Raw genomic sequence first — 16,044 nt, forward strand, 5'->3', positions numbered from 1 at the left:
CCCCCGGATCACCCCCGCAGCACCCCCTTGATCCGTTCCAGCACCTCGCCGAACCTGCGCTCCGCGCCGTGCGTGGTGGGCCGGTAGTACTCGCGCTCGGCGACGGAGTCGGGCGCGTAACGCTGGGCGACCACCCCGCCGGGGAAGTCGTGGGCGTACTTGTAGCCCTCGCCGTGGCCGAGTTCCCTGGCCCCCTTGTAGTGGCCGTCGCGCAGGTGCGGCGGGACCGGGCCGGCCCGCCCGGCGCGCACGTCCCCCAGGGCCGCGTCGATGGCGCCGATCACCGCGTTGGACTTGGGGGCGAGGGCGATGTGGATGACCGCCTGGGCCAGGTTGATGCGGGCTTCGGGCAGGCCGACCAACTCGACCGCCTGGGCCGCGGCGACCGCGACCTGCAACGCCATGGGGTCGGCCATGCCGACGTCCTCGCTGGCGTGCACGACGATGCGCCGGGCGATGAACCGCGGGTCCTCCCCCGCCTCGATCATGCGGGCGAGGTAGTGCAGCGCCGCGTCCACGTCGCTACCGCGCATGCTCTTGATGAACGCGCTGACCACGTCGTAGTGCTGGTCGCCGGAGCGGTCGTAACGGACGGCGTGCCGGTCGACGGCGCGCTCCACGTCGGCCACGCCGATCTCTGGCCGGGTGCCGGCCACCAGCGCGGCGGCCTCAAGGTAGGTCAGCGACCTGCGGGCGTCACCGCCGGCCAGCCGCACCAGGTGCTCGGCCGCGGCCCCGGCGAGCGTGTAGCGTCCCCCCAGCCCGCGCTCGTCGGTCAGCGCGCGTTCCAGCACCGCGCGCACGTCCTCGTCGGTGAGGGGCTCCAAGGTGAGCAGCAGCGACCTCGACATCAGGGGGCTGACCACGGAGAAGAACGGGTTCTCGGTGGTCGCGCCGATGAAGCTCACCCAACGGTTCTCCACCGCGGGCAGGAGGGCGTCCTGCTGGGTCTTGTTGAACCGGTGGACCTCGTCGACGAAGAGCAGCGTGCGGGTGCCGCGCATCCCCATCTGCCGACGCGCCTCGTCGATGACCGCGCGCACGTCCTTGACCCCCGCGGTGACCGCGGAGAGCTCCACGAAGCGGCGTTGCGTCGCCCGGCTGACCACCGTGGCCAGCGTGGTCTTTCCCGTGCCGGGCGGCCCCCACAGGAAGAGGGACATCGGCGCGTCGTCCTCGACCAGCCTTCGCAGCGGGCTGCCCTCGCCGAGCAGGTGGCGCTGCCCGACGACCTCGTCGAGCGTGCGCGGGCGCATGCGCACGGCAAGGGGTTCCTGGCTCCGCTGGGCTTCGGCCCCGGCGTCATCGAACAGCGTTTCGGACACGCCTCCCAGCCTATGCGCCACCGGCCCCGGCCTTGCTCCTCGCGACCACGCCGCTCCCGGCCCAAAGGCCGGGACTCATCCGCCGTCTCGATCCCGCTCGGGCGGGCCGGCAGGCGTCTCCTGTCCGCCCACCTTCTCCGACGTCCTCTCCTGCGGCAGCGCCCACCAGGTGAGCAGGGCGATGGACCAGCCGATGAGCGCGCCGGCGAGGGTGTCGGAGAACCAGTGGACCCCGAGGTAGATGCGGCTCCAGCCCATCAACGCGGTGAACAGCAGACCGCCCGCCAACGCCCATCCCCGGCGGCCGGGCCACACCGCGACGACCGACATGGCGAGCACCGCCGCGTAGGCCGTGTGCCCCGAGGGGAAGGACGCCGTTCCCGTCTCGACCAGCTGCTGGAGTGGACGTTCCCGGTCCAGCAGCGTCTTGACCAGCGGCACCGTGACCGCCGAGGTCACCAGCCAGGCGACGGCCACCAGCAGGGCGGCCCGCAGGCGACGGGTGACCAGGAGCGGGATGAGCACCCCCGCGAGCAGCACCGCCCCCCAGGGACGCTGCCCGATGTAGTCGAGGAAGACCGCGACCGAGGTGAGGAAGGGGGAGCGCGTGTCACGGGCCGCGTCGGTGATCGCCTGGTCCGCGTCTTGGAAGGGCGGGGCCGCCACATCGGGGAGCAGCACGACCACCAGGAGCAGGAAGGCCAGCAGCAGGGCCAGACCGGACAACAGGGGAGCACGGCGGGTGATGGGAGACTCCTTTCTCACGCGGACACGGGCGACGCGGATGGTACCCGCTGAGAGGCGGGACAGTCACCGCCCGCGCGAGCGCGTGCCCCTAGCGTTTGCGGGCGAGGACGAAGGCGATGTCGTCGCCGCGTCCCGCGGGGGTGAGGTCGGCCAGCGACGTGGCCGCCGCGTGCAGGTCGGTCGCCATGTTCTGCAGGGCCACCCCCACCTGCCGCAGCCCCTCCTCCATGTGCAGCTCGGAGCTCTCGACGAGACCGTCGGAGCACATCAGCAGGGTCTCCCCCGCCGCCAGGCGGCGGGAGGTGACGGGATACTTGCTGTCGCCGTCGACCCCGACCGGCGGTCCGGTCTCGGGCGCCCACACCTCGAAGCTCTCGGAGGTGGCGATGATCGCCGGCGGCTGGCCGGCCCACGCGGCCTGCATCTCCCCGTTGTTCAGGTCCAGCACCAGGTAGCCGCAGGTCGCGAAGACGATCTCGCCGGTCTCGCTCAGCAGACGGTTGGTCTCGGCGAGCACGACCCCCGGATCGATCTGGTTGGTCGCATAGGCGCGGAAGGCCACCCGGATCTGCCCCATGGCGGCGGCCGCCTCGACCCCGTGGCCCTGGACGTCGCCCACGACCAGGCCGATGCGGTCACCGGGGAGTTCGATCGCGTCGTAGAAGTCGCCGCACACCCGCCACCCGGCGCGCGAGGGGAGGTAGCGGACCGCGATGTCGAGGTCGGGGAACTCCGGAAGCTGAGGCGGGAGCATCCGGCGCTGGACGGCGTCGGCCAGCTCCAGCTCGGCCTGCTGGTGACTGACGCGCTGGAGCGCCTGTCCGGCCAGCCCCGCCAGGGTGAGCATCAGCGCCCGCTCGTCGGGGGCGGCGTGGTGGGGCTGGTTCCAGGAGACCGCCCACACGCCCAGGGCCACGCGACTGTCGCCGAAGACCGGGACGATGGCCCAGGACTGCCCCTCCACCCGGTGCAGCAGCTCCTCGGTGTCGGGGAAGCGGTCGAGCAGTTCGGCGCGGCTTTCGAAGAAGCGGGGCTGCCGGTCCTGGAGGACCGCTCCCACGGGCAGGGAGGGATCGTCGGCGGGCCGGCCGTCGATCATCCGGACCGCCTCGCTGACGGAACCACCCACGGGACGGACGGTGAGTTTGCCGTCCTCCACCAAGACGATGCCGGCCGCGTCGCTGTCGAAGATCGGCGCGAACTGCTCGGTGAGCAGACCGGCCACCTCGTCCACCGTGGTCGCGGAGACGAGCTTGGCGGCGAGTTCGTTGACCCTGCGGCCCTTGGTCGCCTCGATCCGGCGACGGTCGGCCAGGCGCCGCACGAGCTGGACGTGTTCGGTGACGTCGTCGACGACCCCGACGAGGCGGGGGCCGCCGCTGTCGAGGTATCTGGCCCGGGCGTGCAGCCAGCGTTCCTCACCGACCTGGTCGAACATCCGGAATCGCTGCTCGTAGTCGCGTCCCTGATAGGAGGCCTCCATCGCGTCGCGCAACCGCGCGATGTCGTCGCGGTGCACCCGGGCCAGGCACTCCTCCAGGGTCCGGTTGTCGCCGGCGAGCAACCTCCCGAGAGGGGAGGGGCCGAACAGCTCGCCCAGCTCACCGGTTGACAGGTCCAAGGTCCACAGCGCGGTGTCGGAGTTCTCGGTGCGCAGTTCGGTGACGGCGCGCAGCATCTCCTCGTCCCGCATGGGACGGTGGCAGACCACGACGAGCCCGGCGGCCGGACCGGCCTCCTCCCCGCCCCCGTCGAGCGGGCACGGCTCGACGATGACCCGGGGTTGGGCGCCGTCGACACCGACCAGGGTCAGACTGCGCTGCGCCTGCTGAGGGGCTCTGTGCGTGGCGGCACGGTGCAGCTCCCACGCCTGTCCCGGTTCGGAGAACAACTCCGGCCACAGGCAGCCGGCGATCTCGTCCGGGGTCCGTCCGACGAGCTCGCCGAACGCGCGGTTGGCCAGCAGGACATGGCCCTCGTGGTCGACGACGAACATGGCCGCCGACGCGCGCCGGAACGCGGCGGCGGCCGGATCCCCCGCGCCCGCCGCGAAAGCCGCACCGGTCATTCCCCCGGAACCGGCGAAGCCATCGGTGATGCCGGTTGTGCCGTTCACGTATAGATCATCCCTGTGTCGTTACGGATGTCCCGCCCACCTCAGCGGGGTCCCCCGAGAACATCCGATTCGGCTTAGTTTAACGACATGGTCACCCGTCGGAGCAGGTGAGGAGCGCCCCGATTCGGCAACACCGGCCGGCGCCCGGATTCCCACTCGCACAGATCATTTCACTACACCGGGAACAAAACGCGGCCGGACGAGATGAATACAAGCGAATCGCCGGCCCCACCCGGCCACCATTTGCCGAAATCGTTACTCCGGCGTGACTCCGGTCGGAGCGGAAATATCCGATGACCCTTCCTGTTCTCCGGACCGAAAGTCCCTACCGGAAACCCGCCACATCGGGCCGGGCACGGCGGCCTCCCGTCAGGAACCGCCGTCCCGGTGCCGCGCCCGGCAGGCTCCGACCAGGGCCGGCGAGGAGGCCGCGGGGATGACGACGGCCGAGGGCGACCCCCCGCCCAAGCAGAGGCCGGACCGCGCTCCCCGGCCGCGAGGCGTCGTTCCCGTCCGGGACCGACGGGGAGCGCCTTTCGGCACACGCCCATCTGTTCTTTCCCCGGACGGCCGCCGTGGAAGGGGGAAACCCGCCCCCTCGTTCTGGCACTTCAACGCCATTCACGGCATTACGGGACGGCCATTGGACACCGTTGGGGGACGGCCCCGAATAGACGCCCTGGGACACCGGACCGCCACACATCAAAATCGAAACGGTGCGAAGTGGCGGCGTCACCCTCTGAAACACCTCGGCGCTTGCGCGACCATCGAATGGCGACGGGCGATTCGTCCCCCTATGCCGCCCCACACCCGTTATCCGAGACTCCCGGGAATCCGCTCCCCTGATCATCGCGCCGTCTTCGGTGCTGCGGAACGGCGGCGCGGGCGGACCACTGTCGCGCCGCTTTGCGCCACGGCCGCCCGCAGCGACCGGGCTCCCGCCGTCACGGACGGACGAGACGTCCGTCCGTGACGGCGGGCGGGAGAGGGATCAGGCCTCGTCCTCGGGGACGAAGTCGATGCCCGCCTCCTCACGCTGCTCCGGCGTGATCTGCGTGGGCGCACCGGTGAGCGGGTCGCCGCCCGACGCCGTCTTGGGAAAGGCGATCACCTCGCGGATGGTGTTCTGCCCCGCCAACAGCATGACCAGGCGGTCCCAGCCGACGGCGAGGCCGCCGTGCGGCGGCGGGCCGTACTTGAACGCCTCCAGCAGGAACCCGAACTTCGTCTCGGCCTCGGCCTTGCTCAGGCCGATGACGTCGAAGACCCTCTGCTGCATCTCGGCACGGTGGATACGGATCGAGCCCGACACCAGTTCGTAGCCGTTGAGCACCAGGTCGAAGGCGCGCGAGTTGGCCGCGCCGGGGTCGTCCTGGAAGGTGTCCTCGACCTCGACCGCCGGCGCCGTGAAGGGGTGGTGGACCGAGGTCCAGGTACCGGGCTCCTCACCCTCCTCGAACAGGGGCATGTCGGTGATCCACAGGATCTCCCAGCGGGATTCGTCGATCAGGCCACAGCGTCGGCCGATCTCCAGCCGGGCCGCGCCGAGCAGCTCCTGGCTCGCGGCGCGCTGCCCCGCCGCGAAGAAGACGGCGTCCCCCGGACGGGCGCCGACCCGCTCGGCCAATCCGGACCGCTCCTGCTCGGAGAGGTTCTTGGCGACGGGCCCGCCGAGCGTTCCGTCCTCCTGGACCAGCACGTAGGCCAGCCCCTTGGCACCGCGGGACTTGGCCCACTCCTGCCAGGCGTCGAGTTCGCGGCGCGTCTGCGTGGCCCCACCGGGCATCACCACGGCACCGACGTAGGGGGCCTGGAAGACCCGGAAGGGGGTCTCGGAGAAGAAGTCGGTCAGCTCCACGAGCTCCTGCCCGAAGCGCAGGTCCGGCTTGTCGGAGCCGAAGCGGTCCATCGCCTCGGCGAACCTCATCCGCCGGAAGGGGCGGGGCAGTTCGACGTCGCGGATCTCGCGCAGGAGCCGGCTGAACAGCTGCTCACCGATGGCGAAGATGTCCTCCTCGTCGACGAAGCTCATCTCCAGGTCGATCTGGGTGAACTCCGGCTGACGGTCGGCACGCAGGTCCTCGTCACGGAAGCAACGGGTGAGCTGGTAGTAGCGCTCCATGCCGCCGACCATGAGGAGCTGCTTGAACAGCTGGGGCGACTGGGGCAGCGCGTACCAGTTCCCCGGCTGCAGGCGGACCGGCACCAGGAAGTCCCGGGCCCCCTCGGGGGTGGAGCGCGTCATGTAGGGCGTCTCGACGTAGACGAACCCGTTCTCGTTCATGATCTCGTGGGCGATGTAGGTCGCCTTCGAACGGATCCGCAGGTTCTCCGCCATCTCCTGGCGGCGGATGTCGAGGTAGCGGTAGCGCAGCCGGGTCTCCTCGGCCACGTCGCCGGCCCCCTCCAGCTGGAACGGGAGCGGGGCGGCCTCGCTGAGAACCTCGATCTCGCTGGCGACGACCTCGATCTCGCCGGTGGGGATCTCCGGATTCTCGTTGCCCTCGGGGCGGACGCGCACGGCGCCCGTCACCTTGATGCAGTACTCCGAGCGGAGGTCGTGGGCGAGGTCGTCCTCACGGACCACCACCTGGACGACGCCCGACGCCTCACGCAGGTCCAGGAAGACGACCCCGCCGTGGTCACGGCGCCGGGCCACCCAGCCCGCCAGGACCACTTCGGCGCCGGCGTCGTGCCTGCGCAGCGCGCCCGCTTCATGTGTGCGGATCAACGGTTGCTCTCCTTCAACGTTTCCTCGTCTGTCTCATGGTGCCTGACACGCGAAGGGCCGACCCCGGAGATCGTGGGGCCGGTGCCGCTATCTCGCCCGCGCGGCAGGCAGGGGAAGGCGTGTGGGGAGCCCGTCGGCCGGGTGTCGTTCGTCATCTCTTCGCGTGGTGGTCGTGGAGCGGGTATCCGCCGCCGGGTCAGCGGCCGATGATGTCGCGCAGGAAGGGGTTGGTGGAGCGCTCGCGGCCGATCGTGGTCTGGGGGCCGTGGCCGGGCAACACCGAGGTGTCGTCGGGCCTGCTCAGGCAGACCCGCTCCAGGCTCCGCAGGATCTCGGCGTGGTCGCCGCCGGGGAAGTCGCTACGTCCGATCGACCCGGCGAAGAGCAGGTCCCCGGTGAACATCACCTCGGGACGCTCCTGCGTGGCGGCCAGCGCGTAGACGACGGACCCGGGGGTGTGGCCGGGGGCGTGTTCCACGTCCAGCCGCAGCCCGGCGATCTCCACGGGCTCGCCACCGGGGATCTCGACGACCTGTTCGGGCTCCTTGGGCGCCCCGGGCCCCAGCAACGACGTCACCTGCGCGGCGAGCGCGGGGTCCAGCCCCCTGCCGGGGTCGGTCAGCAACGCCCGGTCGGCGGGGTGGATGTAGACGGGCGCGGAGTGGGCGTCGGCCAGCTCCGCCGCCGACCACACATGGTCGAAGTGCCCGTGGGTGAGCAGCACCGCCGCCAGGGTGAGGTCGTGCTCGGCGAGCAGGCCGGCGACTCCGCCGGCCGCGTTCTGGCCGGGATCGACGACGACGCAGGGCCCGCCCTCAGCCGGCGCGACCACGTAGCAGTTCGCGGCGAGCGGCCCGGCGGGGAAAGCGGCGATGAGCACGGTGGGCACTGACCTCGTTTCCGTCTGGTGGGGAACAGGCGCCGGCCGGCGTCGGCGGTCGCGCCGCCCGCCGCACCCGGGAAGAACGCTGTTCCTGTGCGAATAGGAAGCCTACCGAGGTCGAGCGATCGGGGCGACCAGCCGAGGAGGTCTGCGTCGGGCAACAGCGCCGCGGCGGAGCCGATCGCACCGATCATCACCATTCGATCACCACGGGGGGCTCGACCCTTTGCCAAACGGCGTGGTGGTGTCATATTGGTCCATGCCCGAAACGGCACGTGTCTCACGTGCTCCAGGCGGGCCCGCCGCACGGCGCGACATCGCTCCGTCGCGACGTGGCCACCCTCTGTCGCGGCACGCCGGGACGCGCGTGGGAGATCACCGAGAGTGCGATGGCGCAGGTCGATAGCAGCGGACCCATATGGATATCGTGCATAGTCACGATGGACCGCGCCCGGTCACGGCGGTGGACCGGGGCGATCACGCCAGGTTCTGTCACGACCACACGGACCTGACGAACAGAGTCAGGCTCATCACAGCAGGAGGACACGGTGACCACGGACCCCTGGGGCCGCGTAGACGACGACGGCACGGTCTACGTGCGCACGAGCGAGGGCGAACGTGTCGTCGGGTCGTGGCAGGCCGGCGCTCCCGAAGAGGCCCTGACCTTCTTCCGGCGCAAGTACGACGCGCTGGTGACCGAGGTCGAGCTTTTGGAGAAGCGCCTGCGCACCACCGACCTGGCCGCCGGCCAGGCGCTGGCCAGCGTGGACAAACTGCGCGCCACGGTCCGCGAGGCCAACGCCGTCGGTGACCTCGACGCGCTCTCCCGCAGGCTGGACGCGCTCGCCGAGCGCGCCGAGGAACGCCGGGTCGAGCAGAAGCACGCGCAGGAGCAGGCCCGCACCGAGGCCCGCGACATCAAGGAGCGCATCGTCGCCGAGGCCGAGCGGGTGGCCGAGGAGACCACCCACTGGAAGTCCGGTGGTGAGCGGATGCGCGAGCTGGTCGAGGAGTGGAAGGCCGCGCCGCGCGCCGACCGCGCGACCGAGCAGGCGCTGTGGAAGCGGATGTCCACGGCCCGCAACGCCTTCTCCAAACGGCGTAAGGCCTACTTCGCCGGGCTCGACGAGCAGCGCGGCCAGGTGCGCGCCGAGAAGGAGCGGATCGTCGCCGAGGCCGAGGCGATCGCCGACTCCACCGACTGGGGCCCCACCGCCTCGCGCTACCGCGAGTTGATGCAGCAGTGGAAGAACAGCGGGCGCACCGACCGCACGAGCGAGGACCGGCTGTGGGCGCGTTTCAAGGGCGCCCAGGACCGCTTCTTCGAGGCGCGCAACGCGGTGTTCGCCGAGCGCGACGCCGAACTGAGGGTCAACGCCGAGGCCAAGGAGAAGATCCTGGAGGAGGCGCGCGCCGAGCTGCTGCCGGTGCGCGACCCTCGCGAGGCACGCGCGCGACTGCGTGACTACCAGGAGCGCTGGGAGGCCGCGGGAGCGCTGCCCCGCGACGCCCGGGACCGTCTCGAGGGCGCGTTCCGCAAGATCGAGGACGCGGTGCGCAAGGCCGAGGAGGACGAGTGGCAGCGCACCAACCCCGAGGCGCGGGCCCGCGCCGAGGCGACGGTGACCCAGCTGCGCGACTCGATCAGCCAGCTTGAGACCCGGCTGGAGAAGGCGCGCACCGCCGGCGACGCCCGCAAGACCGGCGAGCTGGAGGAGGCGCTGACCGCCCGCCGCTCCTGGCTGGAGGAGGCCGAGAAGGCCCTGGAGGAGATGAGCTGATCCCCTCCCCCGCGACGCCGACGGCCCGCTCCCTCCCGGGGGCGGGCCGTCGGCGTGTGGGCCCTAGTTCCTGATGCGGTAGACGTCGTAGACGCCGTCCACGCCGCGAACCGCCTTGAGCACGTGCCCCAGATGGGTGGGATCGGCCATCTCGAAGGTGAACCGGCTCAGCGCGACACGGTCGCGGCTGGTCTGGACGGTCGCCGAGAGGATGTTGACGTGCTGGTCGGACAGCACCCGGGTGATGTCGGACAGCAGCCGGGTACGGTCCAGCGCCTCGACCTGGAGGGCCACCAGGAACATGGAGTCCTCGGTGGGCTGCCACTGCACCTGGACCATGCGCTGCGAGTCGAGGTGCTTGGTGTTGACGCAGTCGCTGCGGTGCACCGAGACCCCGTTGCCACGGGTGACGAAGCCGACGATCTGGTCTCCCGGGACCGGGGTGCAGCACTTGGACAGCCGGACCCAGACGTCGGAGTCGCCTTCGACCACGACGCCGGGGTTGCCCGCGGGACGCTGCCGGACCCGCGAGGAGCGGGTGGGCAGCGACGTCTCGGCCAGGTCCTCCTCGGCGCTCTCGATCCCGCCGAGGGAGTCAACGAGCTTTTGGACGACGCTTTGGGCGCTGATGTGGCTCTCGCCGACGGCCGCGTACAGCGCGTCGACGTCGGAGTAGCGCAGGTCGTGGGCGAGCGCGATCAGGGCCTCGCTGCTGAACAGGCGCTTGATCGGCAGCTCCTGTTTGCGCATGACGCGGGCGATGGCGTCCTTGCCCTGTTCGATGGCTGCTTCCCGGCGCTCCTTGGTGAACCACTGCCGGATCTTGTTGCGCGCCCGCGCGCTCTTGACGAAGTTCAGCCAGTCCTGGCTGGGGCCGGCGTCGGGGGCCTTGGAGGTGAGGATCTCCACGGTCTCGCCGTTGTTGAGCTGGCTCTCCAGCGGTACCAGGCGCCCGTTGACCCGCGCCCCGACCGTGCGGTGCCCCACCTCGGTGTGGACGGCGTAGGCGAAGTCCACGGCGGTCGCCCCCTGGGGCAGCGAGATGACATCGCCCTGCGGGGTGAAGACGAAGACCTCCTGCACCGACAGGTCGAAGCGCAGCGACTCCAGGAACTCGCCGGGGTCCTTGGTCTCCTGCTGCCAGTCGATGAGCTGGCGCAGCCAGGCCATGTCGCCGGTGCCCTTGGACCTCCCGCCGTCCTTGGCGCCGCCCGCCCGGTCCTCCTTGTACTTCCAGTGCGCGGCGATGCCGTACTCGGCGCGGCGGTGCATGGCGCGGGTGCGGATCTGCAACTCGACGGGGTTGCCCGCGGGGCCGATGACCGTCGTGTGCAGCGACTGGTACATGTTGAACTTCGGCATCGCGATGTAGTCCTTGAACCGGCCCGGCACCGGGTTCCAGCGCGCGTGGATGGTTCCCAGCGCCGCGTAGCAGTCGCGGACGCTGTCGACGAGGACGCGGATGCCGACGAGGTCGTAGATCTCGTCGAACCCGCAGTTGCGGGCGATCATCTTCTGGTAGATCGAGTAGTAGTGCTTGGGGCGCCCGCGCACGGTGGCCTTGATCTTGGCCTCGCGCAGGTCGGCCGAGACCGCCTCGATGACGTCTTGCAGGTAGACGTCGCGGCGGGGCGCCCGCTCGGAGACGAGCCGGGCGATCTCGTCGAAACGCTTGGGGTACAGCGTCGCGAAGGCGAGGTCCTCAAGCTCCCACTTGATCGTGTTCATGCCCAGGCGGTGGGCGAGCGGGGCGAAGATCTCCAGCGTCTCGCGCGCCTTCTTCTCCCGTTTGGCCTGCGGGAGGTAGCGCAGCGTGCGCATGTTGTGCAGCCGGTCGCAGAGCTTGATGACCAGTACCTTGATGTCGCGCGACATCGCGACGACCATCTTGCGCACGGTCTCGGCCTGGGTGGCCTCGCCGTACTTGACCTTGTCGAGCTTGGTGACCCCGTCGACGAGTTCGGCGATCTCGTCGCCGAAGTCGCCGCGGAGCTGGTCGAGCGTGTACTCGGTGTCCTCGACCGTGTCGTGGAGCAGGGCCGCGGCCAGGGTGGGCTCCTGCATGCCCAGTTCCGCCAGGATGGTGGCGACGGCGAGCGGGTGGGTGATATAGGGGTCGCCGCTCTTGCGTTTCTGGTTGCGGTGGTGGTAGGCCGCCACCTCATAAGCCCGTTCGATGAGCCGGACGTCAACCTTGGGATGGGTCGCTCTGACGGTCTTGATGAGTGGTTCGAGCACCGGGTTCATGGTCACCCCCCGCTGAGCGCCGAGTCGCGCGAGTCTGCGGCGTACTCGCACGGTAGAGGACGGACCGGGTGGTGTGGTGGAGGCGGACCGCTCATGGTCGGGCTGTGCGCCGTCTCCTTTCGGGGTGGACGTGTCGCCGGGAGCTCCGGTGGACAGGCAGGGCGCCGCGGATTCCGCGGCGCCCTGCCGACACTCCTGTCCCGCTTCCCCACCCGGCGGAAGGGATTCCCGGGGCTGTTCACGCGAAGGCGCGGACGGCTCGGTTCGCGCGGCGACCACCTTGGTTGAAACCGCTTCACTTCGCATGACTACCTCCCGCGGTCCACCCCGGCGATCGCCGCTCGGATCGCGCCGGGTGGGCCGGGCCGATCCGGTCGGATCCTTGACGGGGGTCGGCCTACGTCACCCGGCGACGGGGGACGTCCTCGTCACCCCGGCGTGCCGGTTCCATCTCTGCCGTGAGCGGTGAGCTCACCCGGTTCCGACGCACCGCTGCGATGCTCTGGCCTTCCCACCAGTCTAGCGCCCGGCGCGCTGACGTATCCGCACGTCGACGCGCTCCCGGAGAGGCCGTCCATGAGGTCGGCGGGTCAGACGCTGGTAAGGGCGCGCAGCTCCACGTCGGACAGCTTCTCGCGTCCCTTGAGGAAGCCCAGCTCCATCAGGACCGAGAATCCCACGACGGTACCACCCGCCCGCCGGACCAATTCCACCGCGGCCCGTCCCGTGCCCCCTGTCGCAAGCACGTCGTCGACGATGAGCACACGGTCGCCGGGGGAGATCGCGTCGGTGTGCATCTCGACGGTCGCGGAACCGTATTCGAGATCATAGGTCTCGCGCAGAGTGCGCGAGGGCAGTTTCCCGGCTTTGCGGACCGGAACGAAGCCCGCGCCGAGGGCCAGGGCGACCGGGGCCGCGAGGATGAACCCCCGGGCCTCCAGCCCCACCACGTGGTCGACCTCTCCAGCGTGTCCCTCGGCGAGGGCGGTGACGACCTCGGCGAAGGCGACAGGGTCGGCGAGCAGCGGGGTGATGTCCTTGAACAGCACGCCGGGCTTGGGGTAGTCCGGGACGTCGCGGACCCGTGCGGAGATGAGTGTGGACAGATCGCTGGACATGGGGCCTTCGGGGTCGTTTCGGCGGGGAACATGACAACGGTACCGGCCCGTACGGACCGGTACCGGATGGAGACGGGTCAGGACCGGGGGGCGTCTGGACCGTTGTTCGGTCCGTCCTCGTCGCCCGGGCGGTTGCCCGGGAAGTCCGGCCGGTCCTCGACCGGGGTGTCGTCGTCGGCGGCCGGAGCGTCCTTGGGGGAGACGATGTCGCCGACACCGGCCTTGAGCATCCGGATCCGGGTGCCGGGGGAGATCTCCAGCTCGACCTCGTCGTCGCGGACCTCGACCACCGTGGCGAAGATGCCGGCCTTGGTCAGGACCTCCGTGCCCGGGGTGAGCGAGCTGTGCATCTGGAGCTCCTGCTGACGGCGCTTCTGCTGGGGGCGCCAGAACAGCAGGTAGAAGACCACGATGACGAGGAGGAACATGATGAGCGGCTGGAGCAGACCAGCACTGGTCTGGCCTTGCGCCGCAAGAGTGTCAAAGCCCTGCACGGGGCGTCCTTCCTAGAGTTCTGCTTCGGCCGCCGGGGTGAGGGTACGGTACGCGGCCGGCACGTCCTGCTCCAACGAGCAAGAGCCCCGACACGTTCCCCCGTCCCCCATGGAATTCCATGGTCCTGGGCGGTCCTTCCCTGGTAGGAGAGCCCCATCCGGGCCGCGCGGTCGGCACGGCGTCCCCAGACCGGGACATCGTCCCTGGTCCCAGCCTATTCGGCCGGCGCAAGTGTGTCCGCCGTCCAAAGTCGCGGGCCCGGGGCCGCCTCACCCGCCGGTCTCCCCCTCGGGGTCGTCGAACAGCGCCGCGGCCCCGAACGCGGCATCGGGCGGCGGGGTGAGCCCCATGTGCGCCCACGCCTCGGGGGTCGCGACCCGCCCCCTGGGCGTGCGGGCGATGAACCCCGACCGGACCAGGAAGGGCTCGGCGACGACCTCGACCGTCTCGGGCTCCTCCCCCACCGACACGGCGAGGGTGGACAGCCCCACCGGCCCACCGCGGAACCGGCGCAACAGGGCGTGCAGCACCGCCCGGTCCAGGCGGTCCAGCCCTTCCTCGTCCACCTCGTAGAGGCTGAGCGCGGCACGGGCGACCTCCAGGGTCAACCGGCCGTCCCCGCGCACCTCGGCGTAGTCGCGCACCCGGCGCAGCAGCCGGTTGGCGATCCGGGGTGTGCCACGGGAGCGGCGGGCGATCTCGACCGCGGCGTCCTCCTCCAGCGGCGCGCCGAGGAGTCCGGCCGAGCGGTCGATGATCCGCCGCAGTTCCTCGGGGCGGTAGAAGTCCATGTGCGCGACGAAGCCGAACCGGTCCCTCAGCGGAGCCGGCAGCAGCCCGGCCCGGGTGGTGGCGCCCACCAGGGTGAACGGCGCGATGTCGAGCGGGATGGCCGTCGCCCCGGGCCCCTTGCCGACGATGACGTCGACCCGGTAGTCCTCCATCGCGACGTAGAGCATCTCCTCCGCCGGCCGGGCCATCCGGTGGATCTCGTCGAGGAAGAGCACCTCGCCCTCCTGCAACGTCGACAGCACCGCCGCCAGGTCCCCCGAACGCTCGATGGCCGGCCCCGACGTGATGCGCAGCGGGGCGCCGAGCTCGGCGGCGATGATCATCGCCAACGTCGTCTTGCCCAGGCCGGGCGGCCCCGACATCAGGATGTGATCGGGGGCCCGGCCGCGGCGCTGGGCGCTGCGCAGCACCAGGGAGAGCTGTTCGCGGACGCGCTCTTGTCCGACGAAGTCCTCCAGCCTGCGGGGGCGCAGCGCCCCCTCGATCGCGCGTTCGTCCAGGTCGGCCTCTGGGGACACCACGTCCCGTTCGTGCTCGGCCATGCGCCGGCACCTCCTTCGCTGTGTCGTCGTGTCCGGCGGACGGCGGACCTCAGGCGCGGCTCAGCCTGCGCAGCGCGGCGCGCAACAGCACGGTGACGTCGGTCTCGTCTCCCGCCTCGGCCGCCACCGCGTCCGCCGCGGACTCGGCGTCCTTGGCCGGCCACCCCAGGTTGACCAGCCCGGAGACCACCTGTGGGCGCCAGGAGACGGGGGACGCCGGGGCCGCCAGACCGTCGAAGGGACCGGAGACGTCCCGGGGCGCGCCCAGTTTGTCCTTCAGCTCCAGCACGATGCGCTGGGCTCCCTTCTTCCCGATCCCCGGCACCTGGGTGAGCGCCCCGGTGTCCTCGGCGGCGACTGCGCGGCGCAGCGCGTCGGGGGTGTGCACGGCGAGCATGGCCAGGGCGAGACGCGGCCCCACGCCGCTGGCCGTCTGCACCCGCTCGAAGACGTCGCGCTCGTCGTCGTCGGCGAAACCGTAGAGGGTGAGCGACTCCTCGCGGACCACCAGCGAGGTGGCGACGGTGGCGGGTTCTCCCACCTGGAGGCGGGCGAGCGTGGCGGGCGTGCACTGCACGGTCATGCCGACGCCCCCGACCTCGATCACGGCGGTGGTGCCGGTGCGGCCGGCCACGCGGCCGCTCAGGAACGCGATCACGGGTTACCTTCCTTGGACTGGGACGGGGGCCGTCAGCGCTCGTTGGCCCACCGCACCGACTCGACCTTACGCGCGAACTCCTGCTGGGCCCGGGCGACGCGCGCCTGCGCGCCACCGCGCCAGATGTGGCAGATGGCGAGCGCGACCGCGTCGGCGGCGTCCGCGGGACGAGGAGGTCCCTCCAGCCGCAGTAGTCGCGCCACCATGGTGCCGACCTGCGCCTTGTCGGCGCGACCGCTTCCGGTGATGGCGGCCTTGACCTCGCTGGGGGTGTGCAAGACGACGGGCAGGCCGCGGCGGGCGGCGCACACGACGGCGACCGCGCCGGCCTGGGCGGTGCCGATGACCGTGCTGACGTTGTGCTGGGCGAACACCCGCTCGACGGCGACCGCCTCGGGACGGTGCTCGTCGAGCCAGCGCTCGATCCCCTGTTCGACCCCGAGGAGCCGTTGGGGGAGATCATCGTCGGCGGGGGTGCGGATCACCCCCGCGGCGACGAAGGTCAAGGGGCGGCCGATGGAACCATCGACCACGCCGACACCGCATCGGGTCAGCCCGGGGTCGACCCCCAGCACTCGCACCTGTGTTCCCCCGTTCCGGCCCGGTCGT

12 protein-coding genes are annotated in these 16,044 nt (G+C 71.1%); 1 reads left to right on the top strand and 11 read right to left on the bottom strand.

The features are described from left to right. Positions 1 to 8: 8 nt before the first annotated feature. The 5 genes from ACYVHU_RS18460 to ACYVHU_RS18480 all read right to left on the bottom strand — a co-directional run bounded on the left by ACYVHU_RS18460 (position 9) and on the right by ACYVHU_RS18480 (position 7,799). Positions 9 to 1,325: a replication-associated recombination protein A gene (locus tag ACYVHU_RS18460; RefSeq protein ID WP_078762876.1), complete on the bottom strand. Its 1,317-nt coding sequence runs from the start codon at positions 1,323 to 1,325 to the stop codon at positions 9 to 11. Positions 1,326 to 1,400: 75 nt separating this feature from the next. Then, a complete protein-coding gene (locus tag ACYVHU_RS18465; RefSeq protein ID WP_159457286.1) occupies positions 1,401 to 2,090 on the bottom strand; it encodes a phosphatase PAP2 family protein in 690 nt (229 codons plus the stop codon). A 70-nt stretch (positions 2,091 to 2,160) separates the two neighbouring features. Further along, on the bottom strand, positions 2,161 to 4,140 hold the full coding sequence (locus ACYVHU_RS18470; RefSeq protein ID WP_078763046.1) for a SpoIIE family protein phosphatase: 1,980 nt from the start codon (positions 4,138 to 4,140) through the stop codon (positions 2,161 to 2,163). A 1,039-nt stretch (positions 4,141 to 5,179) separates the two neighbouring features. Continuing rightward, positions 5,180 to 6,919 carry an aspartate--tRNA ligase gene (gene aspS / locus ACYVHU_RS18475; protein ID WP_078762877.1) on the bottom strand — a complete coding sequence of 580 codons (1,740 nt, stop codon included), beginning with the start codon at positions 6,917 to 6,919 and terminating at the stop codon, positions 5,180 to 5,182. 196 nt (positions 6,920 to 7,115) lie between these two features. Next, positions 7,116 to 7,799 carry an MBL fold metallo-hydrolase gene (locus ACYVHU_RS18480; protein ID WP_078763047.1) on the bottom strand — a complete coding sequence of 228 codons (684 nt, stop codon included), beginning with the start codon at positions 7,797 to 7,799 and terminating at the stop codon, positions 7,116 to 7,118. A 551-nt stretch (positions 7,800 to 8,350) separates the two neighbouring features. Here ACYVHU_RS18480 and ACYVHU_RS18485 point away from each other — a divergent pair. Beyond that, positions 8,351 to 9,583 (top strand): DUF349 domain-containing protein, encoded by a 1,233-nt coding sequence (locus ACYVHU_RS18485; protein WP_432939550.1) that lies wholly within the window; start codon positions 8,351 to 8,353, stop codon positions 9,581 to 9,583. Positions 9,584 to 9,646: 63 nt separating this feature from the next. Here ACYVHU_RS18485 and ACYVHU_RS18490 read toward each other — a convergent pair whose 3' ends face one another. From ACYVHU_RS18490 to ruvC, 6 genes are all read right to left on the bottom strand, one after another. Further along, positions 9,647 to 11,830 carry a RelA/SpoT family protein gene (locus ACYVHU_RS18490; RefSeq protein ID WP_078762879.1) on the bottom strand — a complete coding sequence of 728 codons (2,184 nt, stop codon included), beginning with the start codon at positions 11,828 to 11,830 and terminating at the stop codon, positions 9,647 to 9,649. A gap of 590 nt (positions 11,831 to 12,420) precedes the next feature. Then, positions 12,421 to 12,948, bottom strand: coding sequence for an adenine phosphoribosyltransferase (locus ACYVHU_RS18495; RefSeq protein WP_078762880.1), 528 nt, complete (start codon positions 12,946 to 12,948; stop codon positions 12,421 to 12,423). 77 nt (positions 12,949 to 13,025) lie between these two features. Further along, a complete protein-coding gene (gene yajC / locus ACYVHU_RS18500) occupies positions 13,026 to 13,442 on the bottom strand; it encodes a preprotein translocase subunit YajC (RefSeq protein WP_078762881.1) in 417 nt (138 codons plus the stop codon). Between the two features lie 270 nt (positions 13,443 to 13,712). Continuing rightward, positions 13,713 to 14,777, bottom strand: coding sequence for a Holliday junction branch migration DNA helicase RuvB (gene ruvB, locus ACYVHU_RS18505; RefSeq protein ID WP_078762882.1), 1,065 nt, complete (start codon positions 14,775 to 14,777; stop codon positions 13,713 to 13,715). A gap of 49 nt (positions 14,778 to 14,826) precedes the next feature. Then, a complete protein-coding gene (gene ruvA, locus ACYVHU_RS18510; protein ID WP_078762883.1) occupies positions 14,827 to 15,435 on the bottom strand; it encodes a Holliday junction branch migration protein RuvA in 609 nt (202 codons plus the stop codon). A gap of 32 nt (positions 15,436 to 15,467) precedes the next feature. Beyond that, the gene (ruvC, locus tag ACYVHU_RS18515) at positions 15,468 to 16,016 is read right to left on the bottom strand and encodes a crossover junction endodeoxyribonuclease RuvC (protein ID WP_078762884.1); all 549 of its coding nucleotides are present in this window, start codon (positions 16,014 to 16,016) and stop codon (positions 15,468 to 15,470) included. Positions 16,017 to 16,044 lie beyond the last annotated feature (28 nt).

It is taken from the genome of Marinactinospora endophytica (assembly GCF_054780875.1).

Bases quoted from the DNA above. Each gene is read 5' to 3' on its own strand.
- ruvB (WP_078762882.1), bottom strand. From the start codon at position 14,777: ATGGCCGAGCACGAACGGGACGTGGTGTCCCCAGAGGCCGACCTGGAC.
- ACYVHU_RS18470 (WP_078763046.1), bottom strand. From the start codon at position 4,140: ATGACCGGTGCGGCTTTCGCGGCGGGCGCGGGGGATCCGGCCGCCGCC.
- ACYVHU_RS18495 (WP_078762880.1), bottom strand. From the start codon at position 12,948: ATGTCCAGCGATCTGTCCACACTCATCTCCGCACGGGTCCGCGACGTC.
- ACYVHU_RS18490 (WP_078762879.1), bottom strand. From the start codon at position 11,830: ATGAACCCGGTGCTCGAACCACTCATCAAGACCGTCAGAGCGACCCAT.